The organism is Streptomyces sp. NBC_00178, assembly GCF_036206005.1.
Classification (GTDB): domain Bacteria; phylum Actinomycetota; class Actinomycetes; order Streptomycetales; family Streptomycetaceae; genus Streptomyces.
In genome coordinates, this window is record NZ_CP108143.1 from 969,773 (window position 1) to 986,311 (window position 16,539).

The window sequence follows — 16,539 nt, forward strand, 5'->3', positions numbered from 1 at the left end:
GAGCCGCGGGTGCTCCGGCTCGTGGTCACGAGGCGTCCCCGATCACCCGGACGCGGTGGTCGAACGAGAAGACGAGCGCGGGGGCTTCGAGGTCGATCCGTTCCGTGGGGTCGCCGCGCTTGCCGCTGAGCGGGTCGGCGGGGTGCAGCAGCACCTCGTCCACCAGCTCGACACCGGGCACCCGTTGCAGCACGGCGAACACCTCGCCCGCCTGCACCGGACGGCCGAAGGGCCATCCGGTGCCGTGCGCTCCGCCCGTCAGCGGATCGAGATGGCGGTACAGGGCGTCGTGTGCCTGCCTCCTGACCCGGTCGGTGTCGGTGCCGCGGAAGGCGTGCACCGTCGCGACCACCGTCACCCCCTGGTAGAACGGCGGCCCGACGGCCAGCCGGGTACCGATGAGGCGGCGCTCGTCCAGGTACCGGGTGATGCGCCCCAGCAGGGCGTCGCCGGGCACGAGCTGCTCGAAGCGCAGCCGTCCGCCCGGGTCCGAGACGGCCTGGGGGACGACCAGCACCCGTACCGCGTGCGCACCGTGCTCGTCCGGGTCGGCGGCGAGGCAGGTGATGCGCGCGGTCTCCGGCGCCGCGCGCCGCGCGAGTTCCTCGTAGTCCCGCAGGGTCACGGCACGGTCCTGCGCGCTCAGCGCGATGGGCGCCCTGCGCTTCGCCTCCTCGACGGTCTCGCCGTCGACCCCGCCTCGCGCGGCCTCCCGGTTGACGACGTCGGAGACGTAGGGGACGGAGTCGCGCAGCACCTGGATGGCGCCCCGTGCGACGTTGCCGGCCTTTCCTCCGCCCGTGCGGTAGCGGCGGGCCCTGATGGGCGCGCCCTTGGGCGGTACGGCCCCGTACTGGCGCAGGGTCCCGTCCGGTTCGCGCACGGACGGGCCGAAGGCGATCTCACCGGTGGTCGCGTCCAGGGTGATGTGCCGGTCGGCGGGACCCGAGGCGGCGAAGTGCCCGACGGTCTGCCAGTCGACCCAGCCGTCGCGCTCGGCGACCTGGAGGAGCAGCGGCTCCACGTCCCCCACGACGGGGCTGGCGGCCAGCCGCAGCCGGTGTCCCGGCAGTCCGGTGGACTCCCCCAGCGCTTCGTCCCGCACCGTCTCGGCGTGCACGACGCCGGTGGTACCGCCGATGCTGAAGGCCTCGGCGGAGCGGACCGTCGGCGAGGCGGTGTAGAAGGGCTGGCCCTGCTCCGGCTCGGTGACCCGGCAGCGCAGCCAGCCCGCTTCGCGGCGGCCGGCGCGGGAGAGCGCGTGGCCGCCGGGGACGTGCAGCACGACCTCGCCGGGGCGGTTGAGGCCACCTGTGGTGTCCCGTTCGACCTCGCAGGCGGCCCAGCCGTCGGCGGTCCAGGCCTCCCAGGCGAGCGGTGGCTGCCTGGGGTCGACGCCGACGCCGTCGACCTGGCTGTCGAGCTCCAGGACGACCACGCAGTGCGGTACGGCGGCGCTGAGCCCGAACAGCATGCGGTCACCGGGGCGCGGAGCCTCCGTGAAGCAGTGCACGTCCTTGGACTCCGCGAGGTCCGAGGTGCGCTCGATCGCCTCCTGGCCGGCCGGGTGGACCACCACGTGCGACAACTCGCAGGGGATCACCGTGAGTTCGTGTTCGGTGGCGAAGACCACCGCGTCCTCGGTCTGGGTGCGGACCGTGGCGACCTCGGTGCCCGTCGCCAGCACCACGGGCTGCTGCTGCGGCGCCGACAGCCAGAAGGTGACGTCGGCACGCGCGGCGGACGGGGGGAAGAGCGTGATCCCGATGAGGTCCAGGAACGCGAGGTGGTTCTTCTCGGGCACCCGGTTGAGGCGGTAGACCAACTGGTCGGCCATGTGGGCGACCGTCTCGACGAGGGTCACGCCCGGATCGGAGACGTTGTGGTCGGTCCACTCGGGGGCGCGCTGCTGGATGTAGCGCTTGGCGTCGTCGACGAACTGCTGGAAGCGCCGGTCGTCGAGGTTCGGGGAGGGCAGGGCCATCAGAGGTCGCTTCCAAGGTGCTCGTCGGGCGTGCCGGACCCCTCGGGCCCGTCGTGGGAGGGGATCACGTAGAACGGGAAGACCAGACTGCGCGGGTTGTTCGTGCCCGTGATCGAGTAGCGGACGTCGATGTGGAGCACGCCCTGTTCCTCGCCGGCCGTGACCGTGACGTCGTCCACCTCGATGCGCGGTTCCCACCGGTCCAGGCAGGTGCGCACCTCGTGCTGGATCCGGCCGGCGGTGGCCTCGTTGACGGGTGCGAAGACCATGTCGTGGATGGCGCAGCCGAACTCGGGGCGCATCGGCCGTTCACCGGGGGCTGTGGAGAGGACGAGCCGGATGGCCTCCTCGACCTCGCGTTCCCCGCTGACCAGGGCGATGCCCCCGGTGGGGCTGATGCGCAGGGGGAAGGCCCATCCGGAGCCGACGAACTGTTCGGCCATCAGGCCCCTCCCATGGTCAGCACCGGCTTCATGTTGGAGGTGAGCATGCCGCTGGACTTCACCGTGGCCGCCTGCAGGCCGATGTTGATGCCCGCGGTGATCTGCAGCGAGAGGCCCGCGGTCACCGACACGGCGGCGCCGGAGCTCACACTGAGCGCCCCGCCGGAGTTCAGGTTCATGGTTCCGCCGCTCCGGATCGTGAGGGAGCCCACCGCGTTCAGCGAGAGGTTGCCGCCCGCGTTGACGGCCACCGCGCCGGTCCCTCTGATCGAGACCTTGCCCTTGCTGTCGACGACGATCTCGGTCTTCGTCCGGTCCAGGTTGATGGTGAGCCGGTTGTCGCCGGTGGAGAGGCGGACCCCGCGCTTCAGACCGACGCTCTGGTCGAGCAGGTCGAGCCGGTTGTTGCTGCGGTCGGACAGGGTGCGCCGGGTGACCTTGCCGCGCGTCGGGTCGTACACCGGCACGTCGACCGGGTCCGGCTTGTCGACGCCGTTGTAGAGCCCTCCGATGACGTACGGGTGGTCCAGGGCGCCTCGGTCGAACGCCACCAGCACCTCGTCGTCCACGTCCGGGGCGATCATGCTGCCGCCCCGGACACCGCCGAACTGGACGGTCCGGGTCCAGTCGCTGACGTACATGTCGTCCAGCCAGGGGAACATCAGCTTGACCCGGCCCTGCTTCAACGGGTCCTTGATGTCCGTGACCAGGGCGTTGGCGACGCTCGGCATCCCGGCGGGGCCCGCGCCGCCGCCTCCGGAGGTGAGCCCGTACAGCGAGCGCCACTGCCGTCCGCTGACGTTCAGGAACGTCTCGTAGTGCTCCTGGTCGCCGAAGGTGTGGCGGGCGGCCGTGACCGTGTACTTGCCCTGGAACGGCTTGCCGACGTCCTTGAGGGTGACGGCGACACCGGGGCGCAGTTCGGTGTTGCCGCGTGCCGTGATCTCCACCTCGGCGAAGGAGGACGTCACGTCGTCGGCCACGGCGTCGGCGGCGTGCTTGACCTCGTCGAGCTTGTCGTAGGGCGTGTCGGTCACGACGAGTTCGGCCGTGCCGAACGCCTTGGACACCTCGGACGGCGTCGTGCCGATGGCGAAGCCGGTGTTGTCCAGGGCGGGCGCCTTGGAGACCAGGGTCTGCTTGGTGGTGACGTTCCAGCCGCGCGCCTCGACGGCGGTCACCTGGTCGGCCGCGGTGACTCCCGCGCGGCAGCGCAGGATCTCCTCGCCGCCCTTCAGGAGGAGCGCGCTCCGTGCGCCCGGCATGCTTCCGGAGGGAGCGAGCACCGCCTCCTGCCGCCTGACGAACTGGAACCGGCCCAGGGAGTTGACGGACATCACCATCTCGTTCTCGTCCGCGAGCCGCTGGACGAAGTCCCAGTCGGTGACGTTGGCCTGGCTGATGAACTCGTACTGTCCCTTGGTCCGCTGGGTCTTCCCCATCGGGATGCCGCTCTTGCGCGCCAGTTCGACGGCGATCTCGGTGGCGGTCTTGTTCCTGTACGCCGCGACCCTGCGCTGCCGGAGCATCCGGTGGCCTCGGTCGTATCCGCGGATGACGGTGAAGGTGCCGGTGCGGTCGTAGTCGGTCTCGAGCGCGGTCACCTCTCCGGTGATCAGCGGCGTGCCCTTGCCGTCGGAGAGGGGGGCGATGACCACGGGCGCGCCGATCTCGGCGTTCAGCCTGGCCAGGATGTCCTTCTTCTGGTCACGGAAGGTGAGCCGGAACGCGCCGGGCACCCCCGCACCGAAGTCGACGCGGCCCGCCACCAGTTTCGTGTTCTCCGGGGACTTGAGCTTCGTGCCGGCGATCTGGACGGTGAGGATGTTGGAGAAACCGATGTCGGCCATCAGACGCCGACCTCTTCGGCGGCGGGGAGCATCAGTTCGCGGCCGGGAGTCAGCGCCTTCGGGTCGTCGATGCCGTTGGCCTCGGCGATGGTGCGCCACACGGTGGCGTCGCCGTACTCGCGCCAGGCGAGGAGCGGGAGCGAGTCACCGGCCACGACCCGGTGCACCCGGCGGGTGGTGAGCGCGCCGGAGGTGGGGTTCTGGCCGAGGGTGCTGCTCGGGATCTCGTGCAGGTTCACCTGGCAGACGGCCCGGATCGGCATGCCGTTGGTGTTGAAGAGGGTGTACTGGGCCTCCACGGAGCTGACATAGGCGTTGAAGCGGGCCGTGGAGAAGGCCCCCCACTCGAAGACCACCCACGGCGTCGACGGCTGGTTCGCCGCGATGCTGGCGGTGGTCGTCTCGCAGCAGGAGAAGAGGGCTTCGACCTTCTTGCGGACGTCGTTGCTGTCGGGGTCGTCGGAGCGGTCGAGGAAGATCTCCACCGTCATCTCCCGGGGCTCGGGCCCCATGAACTCCGGTACGGCGCCGTCCCTCACCGCGGCGGTGGGCGTGGTCTTCCACTGAGCCCTGCGGGTCAGCGACAGCTGGGACGGGTTGAAGTCGAAGTTGAACGTCTTCATGAGCGCGCCGGGACTGGTGCTGCTGCCGATCGGCGGCTGGTGGATGGCGAGTGTCGCCCGCACCAGGCTGTCGCCGATTCCGAAGCTGGAGAGGTTCATCGGCTACGCCTCCCCCGCGTCCGTGAAGCCGTGATGGGCGATCTCCAGGATCTCGGTGGCCACGGCGGGGCTCGCCGGGTCGAAGGACGGACCGCGCCAGCTCACCGGGAGCACGTCGATCAGCCCCCACTGGGCGACGGTCGAGCCGTCGGCGCGCAGCGCGGCGATCTGCCCGGTGGGCCGGGTAACCCCCGTGGTCACGGAGGAGATCCACTCCGCCACCATCGCGGTCTCCTCGGTGAGGGGCCGGGTCAGCGTGATGTGGGAGAAGGTGACACGGGTGGGCAGCTGCCAGACGAATCCGTTGTTGCCGCCCTCCTGCCGCTGCTCGATCTCGACCTGGGAGGAGAGCCCTTCGCAACCGTTCCAGTTGCCCAGGCTCTCACCGTCGATGGTGAGGTTGAAGAAGATGGTGGAGCCTGCGTCGAGTTCCTGCGGCATCGGGTGGGGCCTTCCTGCTGTTCCACGTTCGGTCGGTGCGGGAGTTGCGGCGGGGTGGGGGTACGGGCGTTCTTCCCGGACCTGTCAGTGGCGTGGGTCGCGCAGCCTGCCGATCCGCTCGCGGTCGAGCCGCAGCTCGGTCCTCAGCAGCCGGGTCAGCGGCTCGATCAGCCGGTGGACCAGCTCCGCCACCTGGTCCTCCTTCAGCTCGCGCGGTGCGAACCGGCTCGTCACGGAGGGCGCGGCCCTGTCCGCGGAGGCTTCGCCCCCGCGTTCACCGCGTCGCGCCGCGACGGACGTGCCGCGCGGCGGCGCCGTCGCCCGCAGGGGCGACCGGGCCGGGACCGGTGGTGCGGCCGGGGGCTGAGAGGGCATCACGGCAGGTGCCGCAGACCGCTGTACGGGGAGCGCTGCGGCCGGAGCCGGCCGGGCGGGCGCCGGGGGCACGGCGGGTCCCGCGACGGGCGGAGCGGCCGGGGCGTGGGACGTTCCTGGCCCGGTGGCCCCCGTCACCGGCGTACGGACGGTCGCGCCGGGGCCGGCAGGCGCGGGTGCGGGCCCGGACGGGACTCGCGGCACCGCTGCCGAGCGCTGGACGACCGGCGCGGCCGACGCCCGCTGTACGACCGGGACGGCCGTGGAGCGGTGTACGACCGGGACGGCCGAGGAACTCCGTACGACCGGGGCGGCCATGGAGCGGTGTACGACCGGAACGCCCGCGGTCGCCGTGTCGGGACGGCGTCCTTCGCTGCCGGGTCGCGCCGAGGCGGACGTCGTGGTGGGAGCGGTTTCGGTGCGGGCGGAGCGAGTGGCTGTCCCGGGCAGCGGGCGGACGACGGCAGTCGGCGCCGCGGAACGCTGTACCGCGTGCCGAAGGGCACCGGCACCACCTGTGGCACCCGGGGCCGTGGTGGGCAGGCGGCGCAGACGCACGGCAGCGGGTGGGGCAGCGGCCACCGTGGTGTCGTCGCGTCCGGGTGAGCCGGTGCCCGGAGCGCCGCCCGCCATCGCGACAGGGGCCACGGGCCCCTTCGGCTGGGCGGGCGTCATGGACCCGGCGGCCCCGACCGGTCGCGGGGAGCCCACGAGCGGGACGACCGGCACGGGCCGCGACCGCGGCGCCGAGGGCGCTTCGGGCGACGTCAGGGGGGCGGCGGTCGCAGGGGACGCGGCGGTCGGCCGCACCGCGGGCGGCAGGGCGTGCCCCGGGGCCACGGGAGTGCGGGACGCCGGGACCGGGGTGAAGGTGGCGGGGGTGGATGTCCTGGCCGACGCCCGGGGCTGGGGAGGCTGCGGGGCCGTACGGGCGAGGAACCGCTGCACCGGCAGCGGGCCGCCCGGTCGACCGGCTCCGTGCGCGTCGTCCACGGGGGCGTCGACCGGCACCTGCTTCGTCCCGGGACCTGCGCCGGGCGCGGGCAGCGGGTGGCTGACGGGAGGGACGGCCGAAGCCGGCCCCGGCCGTCGCACCGGCACGGGGGGAACCGCTGCCCGCCGCTGCACCGACGGCGCGGCGGCTGTCCGGTCGGCCCCTCCGGCCACCACGGGGCGCGCCGAGCCCGTCCGGGGACCGGAGTTGCGGGCGCCACCCGCCTCGGGCCCGCTCGGCGGCCGGACGGGTGCACCGGACAGGTCCGCACCGGGAGCACCCGGCGGGCCGGAGGGGCGGACGGAGGCGGCATGCGCGGTCGCCGAAGGGGTGTCGGAGCCGGGACCTGGCACGGCGCTCGCTGGGGTTGCCACGGCCGCTGAGGGCACGTCACCGGCCGTGGGCGCGGCACCGGCTGAGCGTGTGACAGGTCGGCGCGCCGGTGGTCCGGCCGGCGGTCCTGGCTCGCCGGGCCGGCCGCTCGGCACCGGCACGGCGCCACTCACAGGCGAGCTGGAAGCGGCCGAAGGAACGGGGGCGGACTCGGAGGGACCGGCCACCGGACGCGGGCCGGCCCCGGTACCCACCGGCCGGGACGGCCCTGGTGCCTTGCCGTCGGCACCGCCGTCGCGCCGCTGGGCGGACGGCGCGGGAGCGGCAGGCACGTCCCGGTGCCCGGGCACCGGGGCTGACGACGGCCCGTCGGCCGCCGGTGCACGCTGTACGCGCGGCGCCCGGCCAGGAGTCGGAGCACCGGTCTGCCGGCGCTCCACCGAGGCGGCGGCCGGATTCGCCTGGCCGTCGGCACGGCCGTACGACGGAGCTCCCAGCCCCGGCCGGACGGCCGGACGGGACGCGGGAGTTCCCGCGTCCGGGCCGGGCGCAGCGGATCCCGGCACGCCTGGACCCGGTGTGCCTGCAACCGGTGTGCCTGCCGGGCGCCCCGGTGTGCCTGCCGGGCGCGCGGCGGAGCGCGGCCCGGCTGCCGGTGGCCTCGGCACGCGGGGCACCGTGCCGTTGCCGGGAGTGGTCGCAGGCGGAACTGCGGCCGGGTCAGATCCCCGCGGGGCCGGCCGCACGGCGGGAGCGGCGGCGGGCCGCCCTCCCGGCGGTGCCGTCCGGGAGGTCGGCGGAGCCGGGGGAACCACCGGGCCTGCCACCGGGGGGCCGAGCAGTGGACGCCGGGGCGACGCGGGGACGGCGGGGCCGCTCGCCCGGCCGTGCGCAGTCGTCTCACGCCGTTGCACAGGGGTTCCCGCCGCACGTCGGGGTGCGGCGGGTGAGGAGTCGTGGGCCGCGGGACTCGGGGCCGGCTGCGGGGCGGCCCCGGGTGCTCCTGCCGGGCCCGGCTGCCTGGGGCCCGGCGGCACCGGCCCTGCGGACCCGCCGGGAGGGCCGTGCCGGTCCCCCTCCGGACGAGCACCGCCGGCAGGGGGTGCCGGCGTGAGGGAGGACGACGGGGGCGACGTGCGGTCAGCAGGGGCCGGAGCACGGACGGTGGACGGCGAAGGCGCCGCCGCGGCCTCCACGGCGTCCTTCGCCGGGACCGGGACAGGAGTCGCCGTGCCGGTCGCCACCGCGGGAAGCACCCTGAGCCGCGGCGCGGTCGGGGTGGCGGCACGGGTCAGCGCCGGGTGGACGGCCTTGGGCCGGGGACGTACGGGAGCGACCCGCGGCCCCAGGGCGCGCTCGACGGAGGGCGCCTGCCGGGAGCCGCCCGCACCGCCGCCCTCCCCGTCACCGTGAACGTCGTCGACGACAGCGGCCGTCGGCAGGAGCCTGGGCTCGCCGGTACCGGCCGGCCCGGATCCCGGGGTGAACGCCGGCGCGTCCTTGATGAGACCCGCCGGAGCATCGTCCAGAACGGCGTGCGAGAGCGTCCCGGAGAACGAGGGGTTCCGCCAGGTGGTCAGCGAACCGCCGAACTCCGCGGAAGCGACCGTCGGACCGGCCGGTGCCGGTGCCGAGAGCCGCATCGGCGGCAGACCCGCCCACTCCCGTCCCCGGCCTGGGGCACCGGCGGCGGCACCCTCGCCGGCGGACGGCCCGGGAGGGGGAGCCGGTGCCGGACCCTCCCCGCCCGCGCTCCGGGCCGGGCCCGGCTTGCCGCCTCGGGCCCGGCCCTTGAGCCGGTCGAACATGCCCATCACCGCTCCGTTGCAGCACGCGCCACCAAGGTGGCGATCTGGTCGGCGAATCGCCGCCGCTCACGGTGTTCGAGGTCCAGAATGTCGTTCAGGTTCCAGTGGAAGTGGTAGGCGATGTACGCGATCTCCTCATGGATCCGGTCGGTCGCGTACGTCACGATTCCCCCAGGCGGCTCCCGCCGAGCTCGACCTCGAAGGGCTGCTCGCAGTGCGGGCAGGACACGCCGGCCCTGGTGTGGCCCTCGGCGTTGATCTGCCGGTAGAAGTCCTGCAGGAAGGCCAAGTCGGAGGCGAACATGTTCTCCACCACACCGTCGTGGATGTACGCCACGGTGCCCAGCCGGGTGATGACCCGGCCGAGCAGGACCACCGAGAGGTACGCGGGGTTCTCCTGCACCCGCATGTCCTTCAGGGGGATCAACTCGTCCCGGGCGGTGGCCAGTCGCATGACCCCCTCGCGGTGCACCGTTCCCATGTCGTCGACGTAGCCGCGCGGCAGTTCGAACGCGAACTCCGTCCGCAGCGACTGCCGTACGGGTGGGGCCTCCACCGGAGCGACGGCCGGGGCCGCCACGTCCGCTCCCGCGGCCGTGGCGGCAGCGGCGTCGGTGGCGGGCCTGGCAGGTCCGCGTCGCATTACTCGGTGACCAGCTCTTCGTAGACGATGGTGACGGTCTCGGTCATCACGGAGGCCTCGCCCGCCGTCGCCGCGGCGCCCATCACCTTGGAACACCAGGCGTTGCGCAGGTGCTGACGCCGGACCGGGTTGTACTGGTAGTCCATGTAGATGATGCTCGCGTTCTTGCGGGCGGCGCCCATGTCGCCGCGCAGCGACGCGTTGATCCACTCGGTGAACGCGGTGGACTGCTCCATGCCGCGCGTGACGGTGGTCTCGCCGGCCCGCTTCACGCCGGGCATCTTCCGGGTGATCGGCTGGCCGTTCGCGGAGACCTGCTGGTACTCGATGACGTCCTGTTCCATCCCCACCTCGCCGACGGCGTGGAGGTACTCGACCATGACTCCGTCGATCTGGAGGCCGAAGTTGTGGGTGGTGAGGGCGTCACCCTGGGAGAGACTCATGAAAAGCCGTTCCTTCTGCTGAGGCGGGGACCTGGGGCTGTGCGCGAAGTCGAGCGGGCCGGAACCGGTGGCACCTACTCCTCCAGCTCACCGGAGCCGCCGGAGAACTGCGCCAGCCGGAAGATCACGAACTCGGCGGGCTTGACCGGTGAGACACCGATCTGGCAGATGACGCGTCCCAGGTCCACGGACTCCGGCGGGTTGGTCTCGGCGTCGCACTTCACGTAGTAGGCGTCCTCCGGCGTGGCGCCGAACAGTGCGCCGCTGCGCCACTCGGTCACCAGGAACGCGGAGATGTTCCGCCTGATCCGGGCCCACAGCGCCTGGTCGTTGGGCTCGAACACCACCCACTGCGTGCCGTTGAGGATCGACTCCTCCAGGTAGTTGAAGTACCTGCGGACGTTGAGGTAGCGCCAGGCCGGGTCGGAGGAGAGGGTGCGCGCGCCCCAGACGCGGATGCCGCGGCCGGGGAAGGTGCGGATGCAGTTGACCCCGATCGGGTTGAGCAGGTCCTGCTCTCCCCGGGTGATCTGCATCTCCAGGTCGACCGCGCCGCGTACGACCTCGTTGGCGGGGGCCTTGTGCACACCGCGCTCGGAGTCGTTGCGGGCCCAGATGCCGGCGATGTGACCGCTCGGCGGGATCAGCCGGGTCTGGCCGCCCGCCGGGTCGAAGACCTTGATCCACGGGTAGTACAGCGCGGCGTACTTGGAGTCGTAGTTGGACGTCTCCTGGCGCCACACCCGGACCTGCCGGGCGTTGAGGCCGGGCGGCGGGTCGATGATCGCCAGCCGGTCGCCCATCAGTTCGCAGTGGGCGATCAGACCGAGCTGGACGGCCTTCACGGCCTCCAGGTCGATCGCGCCGCGCTGGTAGGCGGCCATCAGGTCGGGGACGGCGACCATCGAGATCTCGTCCACCGCCTCGAGGCCGCCGAAGCCGGTGCGGTCCGAGGAGTCGCCCAGGTACTCGGCGATGCCGACGGACTCGCCCTGTTCCGCGTCCGGGACGGCGGGGGCCTGCGCGGCGGCCACGGGTGCGTCGATCGCGACCGTCTGGTTGTCGGGGCGGGCGAGTTGCGACGCCGCGGCCCCCTCCTGCACGGAGATCAGCGCGGAGCGTTCCCTGACCTGGGTCACCACGTAGTTGCGGGCGCTCTTCTTCGCCGAGACGTCGAAGGTCTCGACGGGCTTGGTGCCGTCCTTGACGATCAGACGGAAACGCTCGGCGGGGCCCTCGCCCTCGGCGTCCGTGACCTCGACGCTGAGCGTGCCGCTCTCACCCTGGGCGACGGCCGACACCTTGAACGTCCCGAGGGCCGCCGGCTCCCCGGCCGTCAGCGCCGCGGGCGCCGCACCGCCGGCGACGGCCGACCGGCCGCGCTGCGTTCCGGCTTCGCCCTGCGTTCCCGCCACACCGCCGGGCACCCCGCCCACGCGGACCACGTAGGCGGCCGACCCGCCGTTGTTGAAGAAGCCGTACACCGAGTGCGCCAGGAAGTAGCCGTCGGTGAACTCGCCGAAGGAGGCGACGTACTGGGTCCAGTTGGTGACGAGCGTCGGCTCGTTCAGGGGTCCGTCGGGTGCCAGCCCGACGAAAGCAGCCACCGAGGTGCCGACCCCCTCGATCGGGCGGGAGCCGCTGGCCACCTCTTCCACGTACACGCCCGGCGACAGATAAGACGGCATGCTCTGCTCTCCTCGGGGTACCCATACAAGATCAGATTCACCTTCGCTGGCGCGGCCCTTGCGGGTAAACGTCCTCAGGTGCCTCATCGAGGGCGCCGTCCGTGCCCCAAGGGGCAACCGCGGGACGCCCTCGGGGCCTCCTCTGCCGCCACGGCTCCGCGAGGAGGCGGCGCGGCCGCGCCGGGGCCCAGTGCCGTGGAGCAGGGCCGCGAGCGCCGTCCGGCGCTTTCGACGGGGCGGTCCCGGCAGGGTGTTCGGGGGCAGCGGGCGCAGCCGTTCGGGCAACCGCGATACCCCACGGCCTCTGACGCGCCCTTTCCCGTGGGCATAGCGTCCGACGGGTGACCACCTGGACATCCCTGGAGCCCGCCTCGACCACGGTCGACCCGGGCAGCAGCACCACCGTACGACTGCGTCTGCGCAACACCGGCGACGTCGTCGATGAGTACCGCTTCGAGGCGGTCGGCGACGTCGCACCGTACGTCTCGGTGGAACCGCCGTCCCTCAGGCTCTTCCCGGGTACCACCGGAGTGGTGGAGCTGACGTTCGCCCCGCCCAGGACGCCTGACGCGACCGCGGGTCCGCACCCGTACGGGGTGCGCGTCCTGCCCACGGAGCACCCCGGGGCCACCACGGTGGCCGAGGGCAACGTCACCTTCACCACGTTCATGGAGGTACGGGCCGAACTCGTCCCGCAGAGGGTCAAGGGACGTTTCAGGGGCCGGCCCAAGCTGGCCGTCGACAATCTCGGCAACACCGTGCTCACGGCGTCGATCGGCGGCGGCGACAAGGCCAGCGACGACCTCTCGTACGAGATCGTGCCGTCCAACGTCCAGATCCCGCCCGGCCGTGCGGCCTTCGTCGACGCGACGCTCAAGCCCCGGCAGATCACCTGGGTGGGGCAGAAGCAGGAGCGGCCCTACGAGCTGTCGGTGCGGCGCTCGGGGTTCGAGCCCCTGGCGGTGAGCGGGACGTTCGTACAGCGCAGCCTGCTGCCGTTCTGGCTGATGACCACACTGAGCCTGCTGCTCGCCCTCACGGTCACGGGCCTCGTGCTCTGGTTCACCTACAAGGCGCCGGTGCGCTCCCTCGCCCTGCCGAAGTCGGAGCGGGCGGCGATCACCGCACTGCCGGAGGAACCGCCGGAGAAGCCCGCCCCGAAGCCCACACAGGCACCGGCCCCCGACTCGAAGGGGTCCGGTTCGTCCGGTGGCGGCGGAGGGGAGAAGAAGCCCGAGGAGAAGAAGGTCGAGCGGAGTCCGTTCCCCATCACGTCGGAGGACGAGCCGAACCTGTTCGTGCAGTTCGCGCAGGTGCGGCTGGTCGAGGGGGCGGGCGGATGCAAGCTGACCGCGACGCACACGGAGGGCAAGCTGGACGCCGCGACCCGGGAGGCTCTGAAGTGCTTCCAGGAGTCCAACGCCGCAAGCTACGGCACCTTCAGCGCGGTGGTGGAGAGCGACGGGCTCGGAAATCTGGGCCGCTCCACGATGACGGCTCTCCTGGCATCGCACTTCGTCGCGGCGAAGACGGTGCCGCTCAACGCGGACGAGGAGAGCCCCGAGGTGCCTTGGGTCCGGAACATGCTGCTGTGGGGCACGCAGGGCGAGTTCGACGACGACGACCTCGCCGTCACGGTCGCGTGCACGAAGGCCAACATCGACTATCTGCGCGATGGCGTCCAGCTCAAGGAGAAGCCGAGCCAGGCGCTGTTCGACAGGATCAAGGAGTACCAGGGGCAGTTCCCCGACGAGAGGACCGGTGTGCTCGACGAGCAGACACTCAATAAGACGAAGGTGGGCTGGGTCCACGCGCAGCACGATCCGGGCACCGTGGTGGCCAAGGGCTGGCTGCCGGCGCCGATGTAACAGGGCGCTCCGCCCGACCGCGTCTACCAGGACGCGTCGTCCAGGACCAGCCGGCCCGCCTTGCGGTATTCGCGGCGGGCGCCCGCCAGGAGGTCGGCGGTCGACACGCCGTCCCCGCGGCCCGCCGCCGCGTACGCGGCCGTGACGACCGCGCTGCGGATCGAGCCGCCCGCCAGCTCGAAGTCCGCGGCGCAGGAGGCCGGATCGACGTCGTCGGCACACGGGACATGGGCGAGGCTGTGCCGCCACAGCGCCAGACGCTGCTCCTCGTCGGGGAACGGGAAGTCGACCACGAGGTCCAGGCGGCGGGTGAAGGCGTCGTCGATGTTCGCGCGCAGGTTGGTGGTCAGCAGGGCGATACCGTCGAACGACTCCAGTCGCTGGAGGAGGTAGGCGCTCTCCATGTTCGCGTGGCGGTCGTTGGAGCTGCTCACCTCGGAGCGCTTGCCGAAGACGGCGTCCGCCTCGTCGAAGAGGAGCACCGCATCCGTCCGGTCGGCCTCGGAGAAGATCCGCTCCAGGTTCTTCTCCGTCTCCCCGACGTACTTGTCGACGACCGACGGCAACTGGACGACGTAGAGGTCGAGTCCGAGTTCACCGGCGACCACCTCCGCGGAGAGTGTCTTGCCCGTACCGGAGTCGCCCGCGAACAGTCCCACCACTCCCCTGCCGCGCCCGCCGCCCGCACTCAGCCGCCAGTCCCCGAGCACCCGGTCGCGGTGCCGGGCACGAAGGACTAGTTCGCGCAGCTGCGTCAGCGGGCCCTCGGGGAGGACCAGGTCCGGCCAGCCGACGTCGGGCCGGATACGGCGGGCATGGCGTTCGAGGCCCGACGCGGACTGCTGGCGGGCCGCGAGCCGCAGATGCGCGGCGGACAGTTCCGTACCGTCGAACGCGGCGTGGTCCAGGGCGCTCCGGGACGCACGGTCGATCCCGCCGGGACCGAGGCGGTAGGCGGCGACCACCGGTGCCAGGTCGAAGGCAGGCTCCTGCGGACCGAGCGCCGCCCGCCAGGCGTCGAGATCGCCCGCACGCTGCCGGGGGGCGTCGAGCACGAGCGGGTCGCGCCCCGCATCGCACCACTGCGGGTCGTACGGACGGGGGTCGGCGAACAGCACCGGGACATCGTCGACCGCGAGCGCCCGGATCAGTTCCCCGGGCCGCTCGGGCAGCGAGGTGACCACGATCGCGCGGCCCGTCAGCCGTGCCTCGCGGAGGAGTTCCCGGTACGGGAGGCGCTCCCCCGCCGTGCGTTCCGCCGGTGCGTGCTCCGCGGGGTGGTGGTCGGGCGGGTGCTCCCCCGGCACGAGGTGCAGGGCGGGAACACCGGCGATGCCGAGGGCGTCGGTGGCGAAGGCCAGCCCGTCGCCGTCGCGGTGCTCGCGCAGGTAGACCGTGAGGGGGTGCACCGAGAGCTGCCCGGCCAGCCTGCTCGCCAGTGGGTCGACGCCGTGTGCCGCGCCGGGTCCGGCCGCGCCGTCCGGGCTCTGCGCGTCCTGCGGGGGCGGCCGGTACGGAAGCAGGCGTGCGGTCCCGGCGAGGGCCGGGTCCGGGGTGTCGTCGCCGAGCAGATGGGCCACGACCCGGTCGGGCACGCGCAGGGAGCGGCTGAGGAAGGGGCGTTCGGGATCCTCCACCTCGATCAGCCCGAGTGCGAGCAGCCGGGCGGCCGGATGGAACCGGGACCGTCCCGCGGCGGAGTGCGCGGGCACTCCGCACAGGTCGAGGGCGAGCCCGACGGTGGCCCGGCGACGTGTGACGTCGTCGTTGAGGTACCCGTACAGCGGCTCGAACGCACGGTCCAGGTCGGGGGCCAGCGCGATCAGCAGGACACGGGTGTCGAGCGGGCTGAGACGCAACCAGTGGGCGAGCCAGGGGAGCCGGTCGTCGTCAGCCGGTTCGGCCGCCGTCTCCGGCTCGTCGGAGCCGGGGGCGGGTGTGTCCTCCGCGCGCCCGGAGAGCAGACGACGGACCGCGTCGTCCGTCAGATACATCCCGCGCATCGGATCGGCGGCCGTCGGGTCGGTCGCGCTGCGGCGTTCGACGAGGAGCGCCACCCGCTCGCGCAGTTCGCCGAGCCGTCCGAGCAGCGAGGAGGAGGGGTCGCTCACGTCCGCCGCTCCCGGATCGTGTTCGTCGCGCCGTGCCTCCTCGCGAAGTCCTCCTTTGCGGCGTCGACGCTGGACGCGCTGTGGTGGCGCGCCGGGCTGTCGTCGGGCCGGCCGTCCGTCCCGCGCACCTGGACGCCGAGCCCTTCGGTGACGGGCGGACCGACCTGGTACTCGGGGGACGCGAGGAAGGGCGCGGTGATCACCACGTCGAGGGAGGGCTTGAGTTCACCGCCGAGCGCCGACCAGATGTCCGCGAGCGAGCGGGCTTCGGTGTGCAGCCCCGCGACGGTCAGCGGGACGGAGAGGCCGAGTTGGGCGAGCGTGCCGGTCAGGTCCTCCGGCGGGAGGATCTCCTTGGGAAGAAGGGTGTGCAGGACGGCGGAGAGCATCCGGTGTTCGTCCTGCGGGCGCTTGGTCCAGGCTGTGACGAGATACGACAACCGGAACCAGCGGGGCGGCTGATGCTGTCCGAGGAGGATCCCCTGCTCGTCGCGGAGGGAGACCTTGCCGCGCTGGCGCCGGTTGGTGTCCTCACGGATGTCGTAGAGGTAGGCGTCGATGGTCGGGGCGTTGCGCCGGGCCGCCCAGTCGCGCGTCGGGGCGTCGAAGGTGACCTCGACGTCGGACCCGGCGAAGGCGCCGCGGACGAGGAGTCCTCTCAGGATGTCATCGACCTCGTGGATCACGGTCGTCCTGCCCTTCACCTTCGCTGCTGATGGAACCCGCCCGTCGCCCGACGGGCCCGCGTGCGTCGTATCGACATGTCGCGAAATGGACCTGGTGTGACGTCAGCCGGTCACCGCACGCGGCCGGTCGCGTGTGCGCCGACCGGTCGC

The 16,539-nt window shown here is 72.8% G+C and carries 13 protein-coding genes; 1 reads left to right on the forward strand and 12 read right to left on the reverse strand.

Features of this window, described 5'->3' with window-relative positions:
* Positions 1 to 25 precede the first annotated feature (25 nt).
* The 10 genes from OHT61_RS04040 to OHT61_RS04085 all read right to left on the reverse strand — a co-directional run bounded on the left by OHT61_RS04040 (position 26) and on the right by OHT61_RS04085 (position 11,724).
* On the reverse strand, positions 26 to 1,984 hold the full coding sequence (locus tag OHT61_RS04040; RefSeq protein ID WP_329035096.1) for a putative baseplate assembly protein: 1,959 nt from the start codon (positions 1,982 to 1,984) through the stop codon (positions 26 to 28).
* A complete protein-coding gene (locus OHT61_RS04045) occupies positions 1,984 to 2,427 on the reverse strand; it encodes a GPW/gp25 family protein (RefSeq protein ID WP_329035097.1) in 444 nt (147 codons plus the stop codon). Before OHT61_RS04045 ends, OHT61_RS04040 begins: the two co-directional genes overlap by 1 nt.
* The gene (locus OHT61_RS04050) at positions 2,427 to 4,277 is read right to left on the reverse strand and encodes a VgrG-related protein (protein WP_329035098.1); all 1,851 of its coding nucleotides are present in this window, start codon (positions 4,275 to 4,277) and stop codon (positions 2,427 to 2,429) included. Before OHT61_RS04050 ends, OHT61_RS04045 begins: the two co-directional genes overlap by 1 nt.
* A complete protein-coding gene (locus OHT61_RS04055) occupies positions 4,277 to 4,999 on the reverse strand; it encodes a CIS tube protein (RefSeq protein WP_329035099.1) in 723 nt (240 codons plus the stop codon). The genes OHT61_RS04050 and OHT61_RS04055 overlap by 1 nt, the downstream gene beginning before the upstream one ends.
* Before the next feature lie 3 nt (positions 5,000 to 5,002).
* Entirely contained in the window at positions 5,003 to 5,440 is a 438-nt protein-coding gene (locus OHT61_RS04060; protein ID WP_329035100.1) for a phage tail protein, read from the reverse strand.
* An 84-nt stretch (positions 5,441 to 5,524) separates the two neighbouring features.
* Positions 5,525 to 5,674 (reverse strand): hypothetical protein, encoded by a 150-nt coding sequence (locus OHT61_RS04065; RefSeq protein ID WP_329035101.1) that lies wholly within the window; start codon positions 5,672 to 5,674, stop codon positions 5,525 to 5,527.
* A 3,281-nt stretch (positions 5,675 to 8,955) separates the two neighbouring features.
* Positions 8,956 to 9,114 carry a DUF6760 family protein gene (locus tag OHT61_RS04070; protein WP_329035102.1) on the reverse strand — a complete coding sequence of 53 codons (159 nt, stop codon included), beginning with the start codon at positions 9,112 to 9,114 and terminating at the stop codon, positions 8,956 to 8,958.
* Positions 9,111 to 9,593 carry a hypothetical protein gene (locus OHT61_RS04075; protein WP_329035103.1) on the reverse strand — a complete coding sequence of 161 codons (483 nt, stop codon included), beginning with the start codon at positions 9,591 to 9,593 and terminating at the stop codon, positions 9,111 to 9,113. Before OHT61_RS04075 ends, OHT61_RS04070 begins: the two co-directional genes overlap by 4 nt.
* Positions 9,593 to 10,036, reverse strand: a complete 444-nt coding sequence (locus tag OHT61_RS04080) for a phage tail protein (RefSeq protein ID WP_329035104.1) — start codon at positions 10,034 to 10,036, stop codon at positions 9,593 to 9,595. The genes OHT61_RS04075 and OHT61_RS04080 overlap by 1 nt, the downstream gene beginning before the upstream one ends.
* Positions 10,037 to 10,110: 74 nt before the next feature.
* On the reverse strand, positions 10,111 to 11,724 hold the full coding sequence (locus OHT61_RS04085; RefSeq protein ID WP_329035105.1) for a phage tail sheath family protein: 1,614 nt from the start codon (positions 11,722 to 11,724) through the stop codon (positions 10,111 to 10,113).
* A gap of 341 nt (positions 11,725 to 12,065) precedes the next feature.
* On the opposite strand from OHT61_RS04085, the gene OHT61_RS04090 reads away from it, so the two are divergent.
* Positions 12,066 to 13,592 (forward strand): COG1470 family protein, encoded by a 1,527-nt coding sequence (locus OHT61_RS04090; protein ID WP_329035106.1) that lies wholly within the window; start codon positions 12,066 to 12,068, stop codon positions 13,590 to 13,592.
* Positions 13,593 to 13,615: 23 nt separating this feature from the next.
* On the opposite strand, the gene OHT61_RS04095 is transcribed toward OHT61_RS04090, so the two are convergent.
* Both OHT61_RS04095 and OHT61_RS04100 read right to left on the reverse strand, forming a co-directional pair.
* Entirely contained in the window at positions 13,616 to 15,703 is a 2,088-nt protein-coding gene (locus OHT61_RS04095; RefSeq protein ID WP_329035107.1) for an ATP-binding protein, read from the reverse strand.
* Positions 15,700 to 16,389 carry a DUF4255 domain-containing protein gene (locus tag OHT61_RS04100; RefSeq protein WP_329043086.1) on the reverse strand — a complete coding sequence of 230 codons (690 nt, stop codon included), beginning with the start codon at positions 16,387 to 16,389 and terminating at the stop codon, positions 15,700 to 15,702. Before OHT61_RS04100 ends, OHT61_RS04095 begins: the two co-directional genes overlap by 4 nt.
* Between the last annotated feature and the right edge of the window lie 150 nt (positions 16,390 to 16,539).

Excerpts from the sequence above, each read along its gene's own strand:
- OHT61_RS04040 (WP_329035096.1), bottom strand. The coding sequence starts at position 1,984 with ATGGCCCTGCCCTCCCCGAACCTCGACGACCGGCGCTTCCAGCAGTTC.
- OHT61_RS04045 (WP_329035097.1), bottom strand. The coding sequence starts at position 2,427 with ATGGCCGAACAGTTCGTCGGCTCCGGATGGGCCTTCCCCCTGCGCATC.
- OHT61_RS04050 (WP_329035098.1), bottom strand. The coding sequence starts at position 4,277 with ATGGCCGACATCGGTTTCTCCAACATCCTCACCGTCCAGATCGCCGGC.
- OHT61_RS04055 (WP_329035099.1), bottom strand. The coding sequence starts at position 4,999 with ATGAACCTCTCCAGCTTCGGAATCGGCGACAGCCTGGTGCGGGCGACA.
- OHT61_RS04060 (WP_329035100.1), bottom strand. The coding sequence starts at position 5,440 with ATGCCGCAGGAACTCGACGCAGGCTCCACCATCTTCTTCAACCTCACC.
- OHT61_RS04075 (WP_329035103.1), bottom strand. The coding sequence starts at position 9,593 with ATGCGACGCGGACCTGCCAGGCCCGCCACCGACGCCGCTGCCGCCACG.
- OHT61_RS04080 (WP_329035104.1), bottom strand. The coding sequence starts at position 10,036 with ATGAGTCTCTCCCAGGGTGACGCCCTCACCACCCACAACTTCGGCCTC.
- OHT61_RS04085 (WP_329035105.1), bottom strand. The coding sequence starts at position 11,724 with ATGCCGTCTTATCTGTCGCCGGGCGTGTACGTGGAAGAGGTGGCCAGC.